The organism is Methylobacterium mesophilicum, from assembly GCF_036441335.1.
Lineage (GTDB): Bacteria > Pseudomonadota > Alphaproteobacteria > Rhizobiales > Beijerinckiaceae > Methylobacterium > Methylobacterium mesophilicum_B.
Window position 1 is genome coordinate 995,566 of sequence record NZ_MLBW01000034.1, and the last position, 14,655, is coordinate 1,010,220.

The following is a 14,655-nucleotide window of genomic DNA, read 5'->3' on the forward strand; positions in this document are numbered from 1 at the left end:
GAGGTCATGGGCGAGCGTTGGACACCGAAGAGCTGGAGGCATCTGCCGATCGAGCAGGTCCCGGCCTATCCGGACGCCGCCGCCCTGGGTGCCGTCGAGTCGCAGATCGCGAGCTTTCCGCCTTTGGTCTTTGCCGGCGAGGCCCGCAAGCTGAAGGCCGCGCTCGGGCGCGTCGCCGCGGGCCAGGCCTTCCTGCTCCAGGGCGGCGACTGCGCCGAAAGCTTCGACGAGCACTCCGCCGACAACATCCGCGATTTCTTCCGGGTGTTCCTGCAGATGGCGATGGTGCTGACCTTCGCGGGCGGCTCACCGGTGGTGAAGGTCGGGCGCATCGCCGGGCAGTTCGCCAAGCCGCGCTCGTCGCCGACCGAGACCCTCGACGGCGTGAGCCTGCCGAGCTACCGCGGCGACATCGTCAACGGCATCGGCTTCTCGGAGGAGGCGCGGGTTCCGGATCCCCGCCGGCAGCTCGAGGCCTACCGGCAGTCGGCCGCGACGCTGAACCTGCTGCGCGCCTTCGCCACCGGCGGCTACGCGAACCTAGAGAACGCGCATCGCTGGATGCTGGGCTTCGTGAAGGATTCGCCGCAATCCTCGCGCTACCAGGACGTGGCCGGCCGCATGACCGACGCGCTCGACTTCATGCGGGCGATCGGCATCAACCCGGAGACGCACCCTGAGGTGCGGACCACCGATTTCTACACCAGCCACGAGGCCCTGCTGCTCGGCTACGAGGAGGCGCTGACCCGCGTCGATTCGACGACCGGCGACTGGTACGCGACCTCCGGCCACATGCTCTGGATCGGCGACCGTACCCGGCAGCCGGACCACGCTCACGTCGAGTACGCCCGCGGCATCAAGAACCCGATCGGCCTGAAGTGCGGCCCGTCCATGAAGGCGGAAGGCCTGATCCGGCTCATCGACCTGCTCAACCCGGAGAACGAGCCGGGGCGCCTGAGCCTGATCTGCCGCTTCGGCGCCGACAAGGTGGGCGACCACTTGCCGGCGCTGATCCGGGCGGTCGAGCGGGAAGGGCGCTCGGTTGTGTGGATCTGCGATCCGATGCACGGCAACACGATCCCGGCCGGTCGCTACAAGACCCGGCCGTTCGAGCGGGTGATGCAGGAGATCGAGGGCTTCTTCGGCGTCCACCGGGCCGAGGGCACATTCGCGGGCGGCATCCACCTGGAGATGACCGGCAAGGACGTGACCGAGTGCACGGGTGGCGCCCGGGCGCTGACGGCCGACGACCTGCAGGACCGCTACCACACCTATTGCGACCCGCGCCTCAACGCGGAGCAGGCGCTGGAGGTGGCGTTCCGCACGGCCGAGCTGGTGAAGGCCGAGCGCAGCCACGTGGAGCGCCCGCGCCTCGACGCGGCCGAGTAGGGCGGACCTCCGGCCGGCTAGCCGGCCGGCCGGTGACGCGCGCCGTCCCCGCGCGGGGACGGCGCGGCTGAACAGGTAGCCCTGGACCTCGTCGCAGCCCTCGGCGCGCAGCCGCGCGAGCTGCGCCTCCGTCTCGACGCCCTCGGCCGTCGTCGTCATGCCGAGGCTGGCACCGAGGCCGATCACCGCCCGCACGATGAAGTCGGTCCCGTCCTTCACGCAGAGGTCGCGCACGAAGGACTGGTCGATCTTGATCTTGTCGAACGGGAACGAGCGCAGGTAGCTGAGCGACGAGTAGCCAGTGCCGAAATCGTCCATCGCCACGCGCACGCCCAGCGCGCGCAGGCTGTGCAGGATCGCCGTCGTCGCACCCGGATTGGCCACCAGCACCGTCTCGGTGATCTCCAGCTCCAGGCGCCGACCCGGTAGCCCGGTGCGCCGCAGCGCCTCGCGCACGGCGGTCACGAGGCTCGCCGAGGTGAACTGCACGGCCGAGACGTTGACGGCGACCTTGAGCTCGTCCGGCCAGCGGGCGGCCTCCTCGCAGGCGCGACGCAGCACCCACTCGCCGAGCGGCACGATCAGCCCGAGCTCCTCGGCGACCGGGATGAACTCGGCCGGCGAGACGAAGCCGCGGACCGGGTGGTTCCAGCGCAGCAGCGCCTCGAAGCCGCAGATTCGGTCCGTCTCGAGGCTGTAGATCGGCTGGTAGTAGACCTCGAACGCCTCCCGGGCGAGAGCGTCGCGCAGGTCGCGCTCCATGATCCGCCGGGCTCTGAGGCGGGCATCCATAGCCGGCTCGAAGAAGCGGAACGCGCCGCGCGCCTCGGCCTTGCCCCGATCGAGGGCGACCTCGGCGTTCTTCAGGAGCTTGTCGGCGTTCGACCCGTCGCTCGGGGCGAGGGTGATGCCGATGGTGAGCCCGACGCTGATCGTGTGGTGGGCGAGGCTGTAGGGCGCGCTGACCACCTCGATGATGCGGCGGGCGAGGATGGCGGCGTCCTCGGGCCGGTCGACGCCGCGCTGGACCACGATGAACTCGTCCGCTCCGAGGCGCGCGACGCAGTCGATCTCGCGCACGCAGGCCGTGAGCCGGTTCGCGACCGCGACGAGCAGCTCGTCGCCGACCCCGTGGCCCAGAGTCTCGTTGACCGGCCGGAAGTCGTCGAGGTCGATGGCGAAGACCGCGAAACCCTGGTCGCGCCCGGCCTGGGCCACGGCCACGTCGATCTGCTGCCCCACCGCCACCCGGTTGGGAAGACCGGTCAGCATGTCGTGATGCGCCATGAAGACGATGCGGGCCTCGGCCCGACGGCGCTCGGTGACGTCCTCGTAGGTGGCCACGAAGCCGCCATCGGCGGCCTCGCGCCGGTCGATGGCGACGATGCGACCGTTGCTCAGTTCCTGAAAATGCGTCTGCCAGGCGCCGTTGCTGAAGGCGTCCCGCTGCTGGCGCAGCAACGCTTCGAGATCGCAGCCGGGATGGTTGCCGGCGGCGAGGCTGGCGCTCAGGACCTCGAGCGCCGTCATGCCGGGCACGACCGCGCCGGGCGGCAGGCCGTAGATCTCGCTGTAGCGCCGGTTCACCACCATGAGCCGGGTCTGCGCGTCGTATAGGCAGAGCCCCTGGGACATGGTGTCGAGGGCTGCATCGAGGCGCAGGTTGGACTGGGTGAGGCGATCCTCCTGCTCCTTGAGCACGCTGATATCGCTGCACACCGCGATGAAGCCGCCTTGCCGGGTGGCGCTGCGGCTCACGCGCAGCCAGCGGCCGTCGGCGAGCCGGACGTCGCCGTCCCGCGCCAGGGCCCGGACACAATCCTCCAGGCCATCCCGGCGATGGTCCGCCGGCAGGTCCGCGATCCGCGTCAGGGACAGACCGACCTCGATGGCATCGCCGAGCCCGTCGAAGAAGCGCTGGGCCTGCGCGTTGGCCAGGGCGATCCGGCCGTCGGCATCGACGACCACGACGCCTTCGCGCGACGTCTGCAGCGCGTCCGTCACCAGCGCCTCGGCACCCCGGCGCTGATCGACCTCGCGCAGCGTCAGCGCCCGGATGGTCGACCGCATCGCCGCGACGGCGTTCAGGAGCCGGCTCAGCCCGTCGCGACCGCCCGTGGGGATCCGATCATCGAGCTGGCCGCCCGCGATCCGTTCGGCCGCCTCGGCCGCCGCGCTCACCGACCCGCTGATGCGGCGGGTGAGCAGCCAGGCAATCAGCCCGCAGGCGACGATCACGAGGGCTGCCGTGACGGCGTGCCATCGCACAACGCCCAGCACGCGCTGCCGCGCCGCCTGCCGGAAGGTGAATCCGTCACCGGCCATGACGTTGATCAGGAGATCGATCTGGCCCTCGACGGTATCGGCCTGCCGCTCGAGCGCCGCTGCCTGATCCGGCCGCACCGTCACGGGGTCGAGGGCGCGGCGCAGGCTCTCCCAGGACGCCACGCCGGCCTGGACGGCCTCGGCCGTCCGCGACGCCCGCTCGGACTGGGCACGCTCGGCCGCGATGGTGAGATCCTCGGCCAGGACCGCCGAGAGATCCGTGATGTCCGCATCCCGCTTCGCCGCCTCGGCACCGTCTCGGGATTGCATCCGGCGGATAAGGATCGTGCGCATCTTGGCGAAGTCGGCCGCCGCAGCGCGGGCGAAGCTGATCGACGTCAGGGATTCGTCGTAGGTCCGGGTGACGAGCGTGCCGACCTGCGTGATCGCCGCGCCTGCCGACAGGGCGAGCGCGCCGAGGAGGAGGCCGATGCAGAGGAACGCGGCACCGACCGCGGCGCGGATCGTCGTGACGCGGCCCGTCAGCGTCACGGCCGAGCGGGAGCGCCCGGCTCGGTCTCCGCTATCCGTCGGCGTGTCGGGGTCTCGCATCGCACCGGTCGCAGGGTCACACGTCCGGCCAGCGATAAATGGCACATGTTAAGAGGCAATGAGTCCGCGGCCTTGAGATCTCAGATCAGTCGCGCACGACCGTCGCGCAGCAATCGCCAGATCCGGGGCAGTCGACCGACCCCGCTCTGAGATCTTCCGCACCGCGTTTCTGCACGCGGGGGGATGCCGTCGATCCGGCGCAAAGTTTCATCTTGATCGGCGCGCATTTGAGCAGCGCACCCGGACGCGCCGCGCGTGCGCTGCTCACGTCGTCGGCACGATACACGCTTTCCGACCGGTATCGCGCGGGCCGGGGGCCGTATCCGTGCCGGTGACTCGACCGGCGTGTGGCGCGCGGCCACCGGGCCGGGACGATCCCGGCGGTCACCGCTGGGCCGACCGGAGCGACCCGGGTGGCTGCGGCGATTTCAGGGGCTCCACCGACTGGCCGTCGCGCAGATCCGGGGCGGGGCTGTAGATGATCCGGCTGTCGGCGGGCAGCCCGGATTCGAGTTCCAGCGTGCGCCCGAGATCGCGCCGCACGCGGATCGTCCGCCACGTGACCCGGTCGTCGTCGCCGAGGGTGGCGACCCTGAGGTCATTGCCCCTGAACACCGTCGCCTCGGCGGGGATCGTCACGCCGGGCTCGGCCCGGGGGATCTTGAGGGTGACGTAGGCGTAGAGCCCGGCCCGCAGTGCCCGGTCGGCGTTGGGGACGTCCACCTGGGTGGTCAGCGTGCGCGACGCCGCGTTCAGCGCGACGGAGCTCCGCTCCACGAAGCCGTCGAATCGCCGCCCCGGCATCTGCGGCACGGTGATCTCGGCCCGGAGGCCGGGTTTGACGCCGACGGCATCCTTCTGCGGCACGTTGACGGTGATGCGCAGCAGGCTGTCCTGATCGACGCTCAGGAGCGCCGTGCCGCCATTGTCGGCCCGGACGAGATCGCCGACATCGACGTTGCGCACGGTCACGACCCCGTCGAACGGGGCCACGACCCGCTCGAAGGCGGTGAGCGCCTTCAGGCGGTCGACGACGGCCTCCTGCGCCTTGATGTTGGCGGTGGCGACCTTGACGCCCGCCTCGGCGGCGGCGAGCGCGGCGGCTTGGCTGAGCACGCCCGCCTGGGTGTTGTCGGCGTTCTGCCGCGAGGCCCAGCCCTGCACCGCCAGGGTGCTGGTGCGGTTGTTGGTGAGGTTGGCGAGGTTGACGTTGGCGCGGGCCTGCTCGACCTGCGCCTGCGCCTGGAGCAGCTGCGCCTTCAGCTGGCCGACCTGCGCCTGGGCCTGGGCGAGCTGCTGGTCGAGATCCGGTGCGGCGATGCGCAGGAGGAGATCGCCCGCCTTGACGCGGGATCCGATGTCGACCCGCCGTTCGGCGATGTATCCGGTGGCGCGCGCGGCGATCGCCGCCGTGGTGAAGGCCTGGATCTCGCCGGGGAGCACGAGATCGAGGGGGCCCTCGGCCCGCTCGGCCGCGACGGTGCGCACCTGCGGCACGAGGGTCTTGATCCGCTCCAGCGTCGCGGTCGCCTCCACGTCGCGCTGCCAGTGGCCGTAGGCCCCCCAGGCGAGCAGGCCGAGGCCGGCGAGGCCGACCAGCAGGAACGGAGCCTTGCCGGGCGGCGGAGGAACATCTGCGCCCGCGTCGTGCGCCTTCATCGATGGGCTCTCCGCCCCGGACATCCGGCCCGGTCACCGCGAAGGTAGCGGCCGGCGGCCGAGGCCGCCAGCGTGTGCATTGGCCGCATCGGCGCGCCGGCCTAGCGTCCCGGCCCGGCCAGCAGCAGGCGCCGGCTGAGACGCTTGTGCAGGTGGACCATCAGGGCGATCCCGAAGAGGGGCGTCAGCAGGTTGAGGACCGGGACGATCATCAGGCCGGCCAGCAGGCAGCCGGCGCCGAGCGTCCGGAGCGAGAAGGCGCGGCGCATCTCGGCGGCCTCGGGGAGGGGTCTGAACCGGGCCGCCGCCATCTCGAAGTACTCGCGGGACAGCAGGTAGGCGTTGGCGGCGAAGAAGGCCGCGATCCCGATCACCGGGACGAAGAAGATGACCAGGGCCGCGAGGTTCACCAGCAGCGTCACGCCGGCGAAGCGCAGGGCGTAGAGCATGGCGGTTCCGAACGGCATGGCGCGTCCGGGCGGCTCGTTCGGGAAATCGGTGCGTTCGACGATCTCGGCCGCGTCGTCCAGGAAGAAGCCCGCCACCAGGATCGAGACCGCCGGCATCAGGTACGCGAGGGCCACGACCAGACCGAACCCCGCGAGGTAGTAGGCGAGGCTGTCGAGGATCGGGTACTGGGCGGAGATGTGGTGGCTCGCCTGGAACGCCTGGATCAGCCGGGTCAGGCCGAGCCAGATCAGGAGCAGGAGCCCGACCGTCAGACCGAGAGATTTCCACAGGATCGCGCGCAGCGGCGGCGAGAAGGTCTGGCGCAGCGCCGCCGCGGCGGACTCGACGAGCATCGGGCGAGAATTCCGGCCTGCGCCGGAAGCGGCGCTGGCGCGTTGTGGAGCGGTGCGGAGACCGGCGCAAGATCGGGATCCGTCGCAGGGGCGTCAGGGTGCGGGGAGCACGCGTGCAGGACACGACAGGACAGGACACGACAGGACAGGTCGCGGTGCCGCGGGCGCCCGATCGCCGGTGGGTCGACCCGGTCGTCCGGCCCGCCTACAGGCCGCGCCTCGCGCCGCTCCCTGAGCGGCCGGAGGTGCTGGTGATCGGCGCCGGTGCCGCCGGCATCGGCGCGGCCCGGACCCTCGCGGCCCCGGACGGATCGTGAACCGCATCGGCGTCGCCCTGACGCTGGCGATCCTCCCGGCCTTCAGCATTCTCGGCTTCGCGGCGCTCGCTCTCTGGCCGACGATCGGGGTGATCGTGGCGTTCCAGGTGCTGCGCCGGGCCGGCAACTTCGCTATCGCCCGTCCGGTGCGCGAGGTGCTGTTCACCGTGGTCCCGCGCGAAGACCGCTACAAGGCCAAGAGCTTCATCGACACGGTGGGACCCTCCGCGCCGCCGTCGCCGACACGGTCTGGTTCGCCGGCGAGGCCCTGTCCCGGGAGCAGTGGGGCACCGTCGGCGGCGCCTACGCGGAGGGCGTCCGGGCCGCGGAGGCCGTGTCCGCCACCGTCCAGAGCGGCGCCGGCACGCGTATCCGGGCAGGCACAGGCTGAGCCGGGCAGGCCCCGGAATCGGCCGGGGCGCTTGCCGCGGCCGGACAAGACAGGCATCCCCCGGCCGAAACGCTTCAGGGGGCGGCGATGGATTGGGTCGAGGGCATCGGCTATCTCGGGACGGCGCTGACCATCTCGGCGACGGCCATGAGCACGATGATACCGCTGCGGATCATCTCGCTCTGCGCGAGCTGCGCCGTGATCACCTACGGCATCATGATCGGCAGCATGCCGGTCGTGCTGACCGAACTGATCCAGATGCCGTTCAACGCCTACCGGCTCTGGCAGATGCTGCGCCTCGTCCGCGACGTGGAGACCGCCGCCGAGAACGACCTGTCCCTGGAATGGCTCCGGCCCTTCGGCTCCCGACGCCCGTTCGGCGTCGGCGAGGTGGTGTTCCGCAAGGGCGAACTCGCCACCGAGATGTACTACATCGAGAGCGGCGTGTTCCGGATCCCGGAGGTCGACCTGGAGGTGCGCCAGGGCGGCATCGTCGGAGAGCTGGGGCTCCTGTCGCCGGGCAACGCCCGCACCGCCTCGTTGGTCTGCGTCGAGGCGGGCCACGCGCTGTGCGTGTCCTACTCGGACGTGAAGCAGCTCTACTACCAGAACCCCGAATTCGGGTTCTACTTCCTGAAGCTGACCAGCGAGCGGCTCTTCCAGGGCGTGCAGGGCATGTCCAAGCCTCAGGCGGTGACCGGCGACGCGCTGTGACGCGCCCCTTTCGCCGCCCGGAGGCGGCCGCTCAGAGCATGCTCGGCAGGATGCGATCCGGCGGCCGGTGGCCGTCCATGAAGGTCTTGATGTTGATGATGACCTTCTCGCCCATGTCGGTGCGGCTCTCGTAGGTCGCCGAGCCCATGTGGGGCAGGAGGACGACCTTGCCCTGGCGGGCGAGCTTGACGAGCCGCGGGCTGACGGCGGGCTCCTGCTCGAACACGTCGAGACCGGCCGCCGAGATCTCGCCGCCCTCGATCAGGCGCGCCAGGGCGTTCTCGTCGATCACCTCGCCGCGGGCGGTGTTGACCACGATCGCCTCGGGCTTGAGCAGCTTGAGGCGCCGCGCCGAGAGCAGATGGTAGGTCGCGGGCGTGTGCGGGCAATTCACCGAGACGATGTCGACGCGCGCCAGCATCTGGTCGAGGGATTCCCAGTAGGTCGCGTCCAGCGCGCTCTCGATCGCGGCCGGCACGCGGCGGCGATTGTGGTAATGCACCTGCAGGCCGAAGGCGCGGGCGCGCTTGGCCAGCGCCTGGCCGATCCGGCCCATGCCCACGATGCCGAGGCGCTTGCCGGTGATGCGCCGGCCCAGCATCCAGGTCGGCGACCAGCCGGTGGTCCACTCGTCGTCCGGGATGATCCGCGCGCCCTCGGTGACCCGGCGGGCCACGGCGAGGATCAGCGCCATCGTCATGTCGGCGGTGTCCTCAGTCAGCACGCCCGGCGTGTTGGTGACCGTGATGCCGCGCTCCAGCGCCGCCGCCACGTCGATGTGATCGACGCCGTTGCCGAAATTGGCGATCAGGCGGAGGTTCGGCCCGGCCTGGGCGATCAGACCGGCATCGATCTCGTCGGTGACGGTGGGAACGAGGACGTCGGCCTCGCGCAGCGCCGACGCCACGGCGTCGGACGCCATCGGCGCGTCCTCGGAATTGAGCCGGACGTCGAACAGCTCGCGCATCCGCGTCTCGACGGCATCCGGCAGGCGCCGCGTCACGACCACCAGCGGCTTGCGCTTCGACACGTCTCTCTCCCCGTCAGCCTCGCGGCCCTGATTGCGGCTCGCGCCCGGCGGCACCCGCCCGGACCGCGTCCCGCAAGCGTCCGTTAACCGAACTCGGCCAGACAGGATCGGTCACGGGCGCCGGTTCCGGAGCCTGTTCCGACCCGTCGGCCTCTCTACCAGAGGTGGGCCGGAACACAATCGGATGCGGACCGGTCCGCGCGTCGAACCGGCCCCGCTTTCGACATGTCCGGCGCCCAGCAACGCCACGTCTGGATAGGGAGACGACCATGCGCGTGTCACGCCTCAGCCTCGCCGTCGCGGCGGTGCTGGCCGGCGGTCTCGCGACCGGCGCCCGCGCGGCGCCGCCCGCAGGCCCCGAGGCCGGGGTCGGGCCGGTGACTAAGCTGCCGCTGCCCCGCTACGCCAGCCTGAAGACCGATCGCGTCAATCTTCGCGAAGGTCCCTCGAAGGATCACCGGACGCTCTGGGTGTTCCAGCGGGCCGGCCTGCCGGTCGAGATCGTGGGCGAGTTCGAGACCTGGCGCCGGATCCGCGATTCGGAAGGCACCGAGGGCTGGGTGCTGCACTCCCTGCTGTCCGGACGCCGCACCGCCATCGTGAATGCCGGCCCCGACAAGGGCGTCGAGAAGGCGGCCGTGTCGCTGCGGGCCAAGGCCGATGACGGCGCCGACGACGAGGCCAAGCTCCAGACCGGCGTCATCGGCAGCGTCAAGAGCTGCACCGGCACGTGGTGCCGCATGATCGTCGCGCTGCCGAACAAGCGGGACGTCGACGGCTACATCCGCCAGAATCGCCTGTGGGGCGTCTACCCGAACGAGGTCGTGGAGTAGCGGCCCGGGCGACCCGACATCCGCCGCCCGTCACTGCGGATGCCGTGACGTGCCTGCTCCCGCCACGGCGGCGGCCCGAAAAAGCGAAGGCCCGGACGATGCCGGGCCTCGCGTCGTTCTCCGAATCTGCTGGCGCCGCTTCAGCCCTGACGGCGGCCCGCCGGGCGGCTGCGACGCAGGCGCACGATCACCTCGACCCCGGCGATCTCCATGCCCTCGGGCGCCTCGGGCAGCGAATCCACCGTGATGCCGCAATCCGGCATGTCGATCACCTGGCTCTCATCCTCCAGGTAGAAATGGTGGTGCTCGGTCGGGTTCGTGTCGAAATAGGCCTTCGACCCGTCGAGCGCGAGCTGGCGCAGGAGCCCCGCCTCGGTGAACTGGTGCAGGGTGTTGTAGACCGTCGCCAGCGACACCGGCACCTTGGCGCGCATCGCCTCGTCGTAGAGCATCTCCGCCGTCAGGTGGCGGTCGCCGCGACCGAAGAGCAGCCAGCCCAGGGACAGGCGCTGCCGCGTCGGCCGCAATCCGGCCCGACGCAGCCGGTCGCGCAGGTCGGACAGCGGGCAGCCGCGGCGCGGAGTCCCGTTGGCCTCCAACTGGGGGGCTGGGACCCGGCCGTTGAAGACGGCCTGGAATGGCACCGGTTCGGACATCGCTGGACTGAACGCTCGACGAGGGGCCTGAAGGAACGGATGTTCCCTCAGTATATTGAAGTGGTCGGACAGTCGCAACCCGAGCGTCGCCGCACGCCTGCGGTTGCAGGCTTTGAAGGCGCGGCGCCCCGTGCTAACCCGCGCGCCAGCCGACGGGCCGAGTATAGTCGCCCGCGACGCGAAGATCGCGCATCTCCGAGGAAACAGCCAACGCAATGCCGCCAGACGCCGAGACACAAGCGCAGGGTGCGAGCCGCCGGTCGCACTATTCCTACGAGGATCTTCTGGCCTGCGGGCGCGGCGAACTCTTCGGATCGGGCAACGCGCAGTTACCGCTGCCGCCGATGCTGATGTTCGACCGGATCACGTCCATCGGGACCGAAGGCGGCGCCCACGGGAAGGGGCACGTGACGGCCGAGCTCGACATCCGGCCGGACCTCTGGTTCTTCCCCTGCCATTTCCAGGGCGACCCGGTGATGCCGGGCTGCCTCGGCCTCGATGCCCTCTGGCAGATGCTGGGCTTCCATCTCGGCTGGCTCGGCTCGCCGGGCCGCGGCCGCGCCCTGGGCGTGGGCGAGGTGAAGCTCGCCGGCCAAGTGCTGCCGACGATGAAGAAGGTCGTCTACAATGTCGACGTGAAGCGGGTTCGGCAGGGCAAGCTCGTGCTCGGCATCGGCGACGGCTGGCTCGAGGCGGACGGCGAGCGCGTCTATCAGGTCCAGGACATGCGGGTCGGCCTGTTCCAGAGCTGAGCCGCGCCGCCGCGCGTCCGGTTCGCGGCTTGGCCGCAACGCCGGACGGTCTCGGCGGTTGAGATTGTGTCCGCGTCACCTTAGCTGACCGTGACGCGGCCCGGGCGACCGGGACCGCGACGGAGGTAGTGTCACCATCATGCGCCGTGTCGTCATCACCGGGATGGGCATCGTCTCGTCCATCGGCAACAACACGCAGGAGGTGCTCGCCTCCCTGCGCGAGGCCCGCTCGGGCATCGCGCGCGACGCCAGCTACGCCGAGCATGGCTTCCGCAGCCAGGTCTCCGGCGCGCCCACCCTCGATCCGGAAGGTGTGGTGGACCGGCGCGCGATGCGCTTCCACGGCGGCGGAACCGCGTGGAATCACGTCGCCATGGATCAGGCGATCCAGGATGCCGGCCTGGAGCCGGGCGACATCTCGAACGAGCGCACCGGCATCATCATGGGCTCGGGCGGTCCCTCGACCCGGGTGATCGTCGAGGCCGCCGCGATCGCGCGGGACAAGGGCCCCAAGCGCATCGGCCCGTTCGCCGTGCCGAAGGCGATGTCGTCGACCGCCTCGGCGACACTGGCGACCTGGTTCAAGATCCGCGGCGTGAACTACTCGATCTCCTCCGCCTGCGCGACGTCGAATCACTGCATCGGCAACGCCGCCGAGATCATCCAGGGCGGCCGGCAGGACATCATCTTCGCCGGCGGCTGCGAGGATCTGGACTGGACCCTGTCGGTGCTGTTCGACGCCATGGGCGCCATGTCCTCCAAGTACAACGACACCCCGTCCCGGGCCTCCCGCGCCTACGACGCCAACCGCGACGGCTTCGTCATCGCGGGTGGCGCCGGCGTGCTCGTCCTCGAGGAGTTGGAGCACGCCAGGGCGCGCGGCGCCCGGATCTACGGCGAGGTCGCGGGTTACGGCGCCACCTCGGACGGCCACGACATGGTCGCGCCGTCCGGCGAGGGCGCGGTCCGATGCATGCGCCAGGCCCTGGACGGGCTGAAGGGCGCGCGGATCGACTACATCAACCCGCACGCCACCTCGACGCCCGTCGGCGACGACAAGGAGATCGAGGCGATCCGCGAGGTGTTCGGCCGCGGCGAGGATTGCCCGCCGATCTCGGCCACCAAGTCGCTCACCGGTCACTCCCTGGGCGCCACCGGCGTGCAAGAGGCGATCTACAGCCTGCTGATGATGAACAACGGCTTCATCTGCGAGAGCGCGCATATCGACACCCTCGACCCGGCCTTCGCCGACATGCCGATCCTGCAGCAGCGCCGCGACAACGCGCAGCTCGGCCACGTGCTGACCAATTCCTTCGGCTTCGGCGGCACCAACGCGACACTCGTCCTGAAGCACGTCGACGCCTGATCGCCGAGCGCGGAACCGCCGGCTCAAGGCCGGCGTTTACCCGCTGTTGAGATCTGGTGGTGGCGATGGGGACTTTCATCTTCGGAACGCTGGGCGGCCTGATGATCGCCGGCGTTGCCGCGATCTACGCGAAGCAGGTCGTGCTGGAAGAAGCGGACTCGCACACGGACGGGCATTTCTGAGCCCGTTCGCGACGCCACCCGACGCCCCGCCCGCTGGCGGGGTTTTTTTTACGCCCGCCGCCGAGGCCGCACCGCGTTTGGAGCGCGGCGCGAGCCGCGTTAGAGCAGCCTGCCGCGGTTCGCTCGTCGCGACCCCGGTCCGGGCCCGCTCCGCGGGTCCGGCGTGCTCGGTCAGGATGTGAGTCGGCATGACGGGTTTGATGGCGGGCAAGCGCGGCCTGATCATGGGCGTCGCGAACGATCACTCGATCGCTTGGGGAATCGCCAAGGCGCTGCACGGCCAAGGCGCGCGTCTGGCCTTCACGTATCAGGGCGAGGCCCTCGGCCGCCGGGTGGCGCCCCTCGCCGCCAAGCTCGATTCGGACATCGTGCTGCCCTGCGACGTCGAGGATCTCGCCTCCGTCGACGCGACCTTCGAGGCCCTCGACGGGCGATTCGATAGCGGACTCGACTTCGTGGTCCACGCCATCGGCTTCTCCGACAAGGCGCAGCTCAAGGGCCGCTACGTCGACGTGACGACGCGCGAGAACTTCGTGCGCACGATGACGATCTCGTGCTTCTCGTTCACCGAGATCGCGCAGCGCGCGGCCAAGCGCATGAAGCAGGGCGGCTCGCTGCTGACCCTGACCTACGGCGGCGCGACCCGGGTGATGCCGAACTACAACGTCATGGGCGTCGCCAAGGCGGCGCTGGAGGCCTCGGTGCGCTACCTGGCGAGCGACCTGGGCCCGGACGGGATCCGGGTCAACGCGCTCTCCGCCGGCCCGATGCGGACGCTGGCGGGTGCCGGCATCGCGGACGCGCGGCTGATGTTCAATCACCAGCGTGCCCACGCGCCGCTGCGGCGCACGGTCAGCCTCGAGGATGTCGGCGGTTCGGCCCTCTACCTGCTGTCGCCGCTCTCGGGCGGCGTCACCGGCGAGGTCCACTTCGTGGATGCCGGCTACAACATCATCTCGATGCCGCGCCCGGACGTGCTGCAGGCGCAGGACGCGGCCGGCGTCGTCGGCGACGCCTGAGGCGCCTCACTCCTCCGGGATGCGTCCCGGGGGCAGGGGTCCGGCCGGCGCGCCCCGCGCGCCGCGAACCGACCGCCGCTCCCGCGCGGCGCGCGCCTCCTCGGGCGAGGGCGGCGCGGACGGGTAGTTCGACGCGAAGGGGTTGGGCGGCGCCCCGCGCCCGGAGCCGCCGAACAGCTTGTCGAGGAAGCCCTCCTCGGCGCTCGCCGGACGGGCGACCAGGAGGAGGGCGAGGGCGAGGATCGGGCGAAGCTGCATCGTCGTCGTCTGCGTGCCGGGACCGCGCCGGGCTAGGTCCACTTTCCGGCGGATCGGAGGCCGAGGCCCCGTCGGCTGGAACCGCGGCGCGTCCGGCGGGTTCGCGCTCAACGATGATTGGGCGCGTACAGGAGGCGTGATGTCCGAGGTTACCTATCGCATCGTCGAGCACGACGGCGGCTTCGCCTACAAGGTCGGCGACGTGTTCTCCGAGACCTTCCCGAGCCGCGAGGAGGCACTGCAGGCGGCCCAGGCCGCGGCGGCCGAGCAGCAGGTCCCCGGCTCGACCGAGGGGATCCGCTACCAGGATCAGGCCGGTGGCTGGCACGACGAGACCGCGCAGGGCAGCGACCGGCCCCGCGCCCGGGTCGTCGAGTAGCCGCGGCGGACGGACCGGACATGCGGGATC

The 14,655-nt window shown here is 70.9% G+C and carries 14 protein-coding genes and 2 pseudogenes; 10 read left to right on the top strand and 6 right to left on the bottom strand.

The window, feature by feature from the left end; genetic code table 11:
* Nucleotides 1-6 precede the first annotated feature (6 nt).
* Entirely contained in the window at nucleotides 7-1,389 is a 1,383-nt protein-coding gene (locus tag MMR14E_RS25465; RefSeq protein WP_331318123.1) for a class II 3-deoxy-7-phosphoheptulonate synthase, read from the top strand.
* Between the two features lie 75 nt (nucleotides 1,390-1,464).
* Here MMR14E_RS25465 and MMR14E_RS25470 read toward each other — a convergent pair.
* The 3 genes and pseudogenes from MMR14E_RS25470 to MMR14E_RS25480 form a co-directional block, all read right to left on the bottom strand.
* A pseudogene (locus tag MMR14E_RS25470) lies at nucleotides 1,465-4,266 on the bottom strand (EAL domain-containing protein); the annotation flags it as partial.
* Nucleotides 4,267-4,650: 384 nt separating this feature from the next.
* A complete protein-coding gene (locus tag MMR14E_RS25475; RefSeq protein WP_331318125.1) occupies nucleotides 4,651-5,925 on the bottom strand; it encodes an efflux RND transporter periplasmic adaptor subunit in 1,275 nt (424 codons plus the stop codon).
* Nucleotides 5,926-6,026: 101 nt separating this feature from the next.
* A complete protein-coding gene (locus MMR14E_RS25480) occupies nucleotides 6,027-6,728 on the bottom strand; it encodes a sulfate transporter family protein (protein WP_331318127.1) in 702 nt (233 codons plus the stop codon).
* Nucleotides 6,729-6,841: 113 nt separating this feature from the next.
* On the opposite strand from MMR14E_RS25480, the gene MMR14E_RS25485 reads away from it, so the two are divergent.
* From MMR14E_RS25485 to MMR14E_RS25500, 3 genes and pseudogenes are all read left to right on the top strand, one after another.
* Nucleotides 6,842-7,045, top strand: a complete 204-nt coding sequence (locus MMR14E_RS25485) for a hypothetical protein (protein WP_331318129.1) — start codon at nucleotides 6,842-6,844, stop codon at nucleotides 7,043-7,045.
* A pseudogene (locus MMR14E_RS25490) lies at nucleotides 7,033-7,263 on the top strand (MFS transporter); the annotation flags it as partial. The gene MMR14E_RS25485 and the pseudogene MMR14E_RS25490, both read left to right, overlap by 13 nt.
* Nucleotides 7,264-7,523: 260 nt before the next feature.
* Nucleotides 7,524-8,150, top strand: a complete 627-nt coding sequence (locus MMR14E_RS25500) for a cyclic nucleotide-binding domain-containing protein (protein WP_331318130.1) — start codon at nucleotides 7,524-7,526, stop codon at nucleotides 8,148-8,150.
* A gap of 31 nt (nucleotides 8,151-8,181) precedes the next feature.
* Here MMR14E_RS25500 and MMR14E_RS25505 read toward each other — a convergent pair whose 3' ends face one another.
* The gene (locus tag MMR14E_RS25505; RefSeq protein WP_331318131.1) at nucleotides 8,182-9,180 is read right to left on the bottom strand and encodes a D-glycerate dehydrogenase; all 999 of its coding nucleotides are present in this window, start codon (nucleotides 9,178-9,180) and stop codon (nucleotides 8,182-8,184) included.
* A 269-nt stretch (nucleotides 9,181-9,449) separates the two neighbouring features.
* Between MMR14E_RS25505 and MMR14E_RS25510 the strand changes: the two genes are divergently transcribed.
* Nucleotides 9,450-10,013 (top strand): SH3 domain-containing protein, encoded by a 564-nt coding sequence (locus MMR14E_RS25510; RefSeq protein ID WP_331318133.1) that lies wholly within the window; start codon nucleotides 9,450-9,452, stop codon nucleotides 10,011-10,013.
* Between the two features lie 140 nt (nucleotides 10,014-10,153).
* On the opposite strand, the gene irr is transcribed toward MMR14E_RS25510, so the two are convergent.
* Entirely contained in the window at nucleotides 10,154-10,669 is a 516-nt protein-coding gene (irr, locus tag MMR14E_RS25515) for a Fur family transcriptional regulator Irr (protein WP_012319639.1), read from the bottom strand.
* 215 nt (nucleotides 10,670-10,884) lie between these two features.
* Here irr and fabA point away from each other — a divergent pair, with 215 nt between their 5' ends.
* The 4 genes from fabA (at nucleotide 10,885) to fabI (ending at nucleotide 13,988) form a co-directional block, all read left to right on the top strand.
* The gene (gene fabA / locus MMR14E_RS25520; protein ID WP_331318135.1) at nucleotides 10,885-11,421 is read left to right on the top strand and encodes a 3-hydroxyacyl-[acyl-carrier-protein] dehydratase FabA; all 537 of its coding nucleotides are present in this window, start codon (nucleotides 10,885-10,887) and stop codon (nucleotides 11,419-11,421) included.
* Nucleotides 11,422-11,560: 139 nt separating this feature from the next.
* Nucleotides 11,561-12,787 (top strand): beta-ketoacyl-ACP synthase I, encoded by a 1,227-nt coding sequence (fabB, locus tag MMR14E_RS25525; RefSeq protein WP_331318137.1) that lies wholly within the window; start codon nucleotides 11,561-11,563, stop codon nucleotides 12,785-12,787.
* Between the two features lie 59 nt (nucleotides 12,788-12,846).
* Nucleotides 12,847-12,969 (top strand): hypothetical protein, encoded by a 123-nt coding sequence (locus MMR14E_RS25530; RefSeq protein WP_331318138.1) that lies wholly within the window; start codon nucleotides 12,847-12,849, stop codon nucleotides 12,967-12,969.
* Nucleotides 12,970-13,157: 188 nt separating this feature from the next.
* Complete coding sequence (gene fabI, locus MMR14E_RS25535; protein WP_331318140.1) at nucleotides 13,158-13,988, top strand: enoyl-ACP reductase FabI; 831 nt, start codon at nucleotides 13,158-13,160, stop codon at nucleotides 13,986-13,988.
* Nucleotides 13,989-13,994: 6 nt separating this feature from the next.
* On the opposite strand, the gene MMR14E_RS25540 is transcribed toward fabI, so the two are convergent.
* Nucleotides 13,995-14,246, bottom strand: a complete 252-nt coding sequence (locus MMR14E_RS25540; protein WP_331318142.1) for a hypothetical protein — start codon at nucleotides 14,244-14,246, stop codon at nucleotides 13,995-13,997.
* Nucleotides 14,247-14,385: 139 nt separating this feature from the next.
* Between MMR14E_RS25540 and MMR14E_RS25545 the strand changes: the two genes are divergently transcribed.
* Nucleotides 14,386-14,625 (top strand): hypothetical protein, encoded by a 240-nt coding sequence (locus tag MMR14E_RS25545; protein WP_020092122.1) that lies wholly within the window; start codon nucleotides 14,386-14,388, stop codon nucleotides 14,623-14,625.
* Nucleotides 14,626-14,655: the final 30 nt, after the last annotated feature.

Coding starts and splice junctions, on each gene's coding strand:
- MMR14E_RS25465 (WP_331318123.1), top strand. CDS start 7: ATGGGCGAGCGTTGGACACCGAAGAGCTGGAGGCATCTGCCGATCGAG.
- MMR14E_RS25475 (WP_331318125.1), bottom strand. CDS start 5,925: ATGAAGGCGCACGACGCGGGCGCAGATGTTCCTCCGCCGCCCGGCAAG.
- MMR14E_RS25480 (WP_331318127.1), bottom strand. CDS start 6,728: ATGCTCGTCGAGTCCGCCGCGGCGGCGCTGCGCCAGACCTTCTCGCCG.
- MMR14E_RS25500 (WP_331318130.1), top strand. CDS start 7,524: ATGGATTGGGTCGAGGGCATCGGCTATCTCGGGACGGCGCTGACCATC.
- MMR14E_RS25510 (WP_331318133.1), top strand. CDS start 9,450: ATGCGCGTGTCACGCCTCAGCCTCGCCGTCGCGGCGGTGCTGGCCGGC.
- irr (WP_012319639.1), bottom strand. CDS start 10,669: ATGTCCGAACCGGTGCCATTCCAGGCCGTCTTCAACGGCCGGGTCCCA.
- fabA (WP_331318135.1), top strand. CDS start 10,885: ATGCCGCCAGACGCCGAGACACAAGCGCAGGGTGCGAGCCGCCGGTCG.
- fabB (WP_331318137.1), top strand. CDS start 11,561: ATGCGCCGTGTCGTCATCACCGGGATGGGCATCGTCTCGTCCATCGGC.
- fabI (WP_331318140.1), top strand. CDS start 13,158: ATGACGGGTTTGATGGCGGGCAAGCGCGGCCTGATCATGGGCGTCGCG.
- MMR14E_RS25540 (WP_331318142.1), bottom strand. CDS start 14,246: ATGCAGCTTCGCCCGATCCTCGCCCTCGCCCTCCTCCTGGTCGCCCGT.
- MMR14E_RS25545 (WP_020092122.1), top strand. CDS start 14,386: ATGTCCGAGGTTACCTATCGCATCGTCGAGCACGACGGCGGCTTCGCC.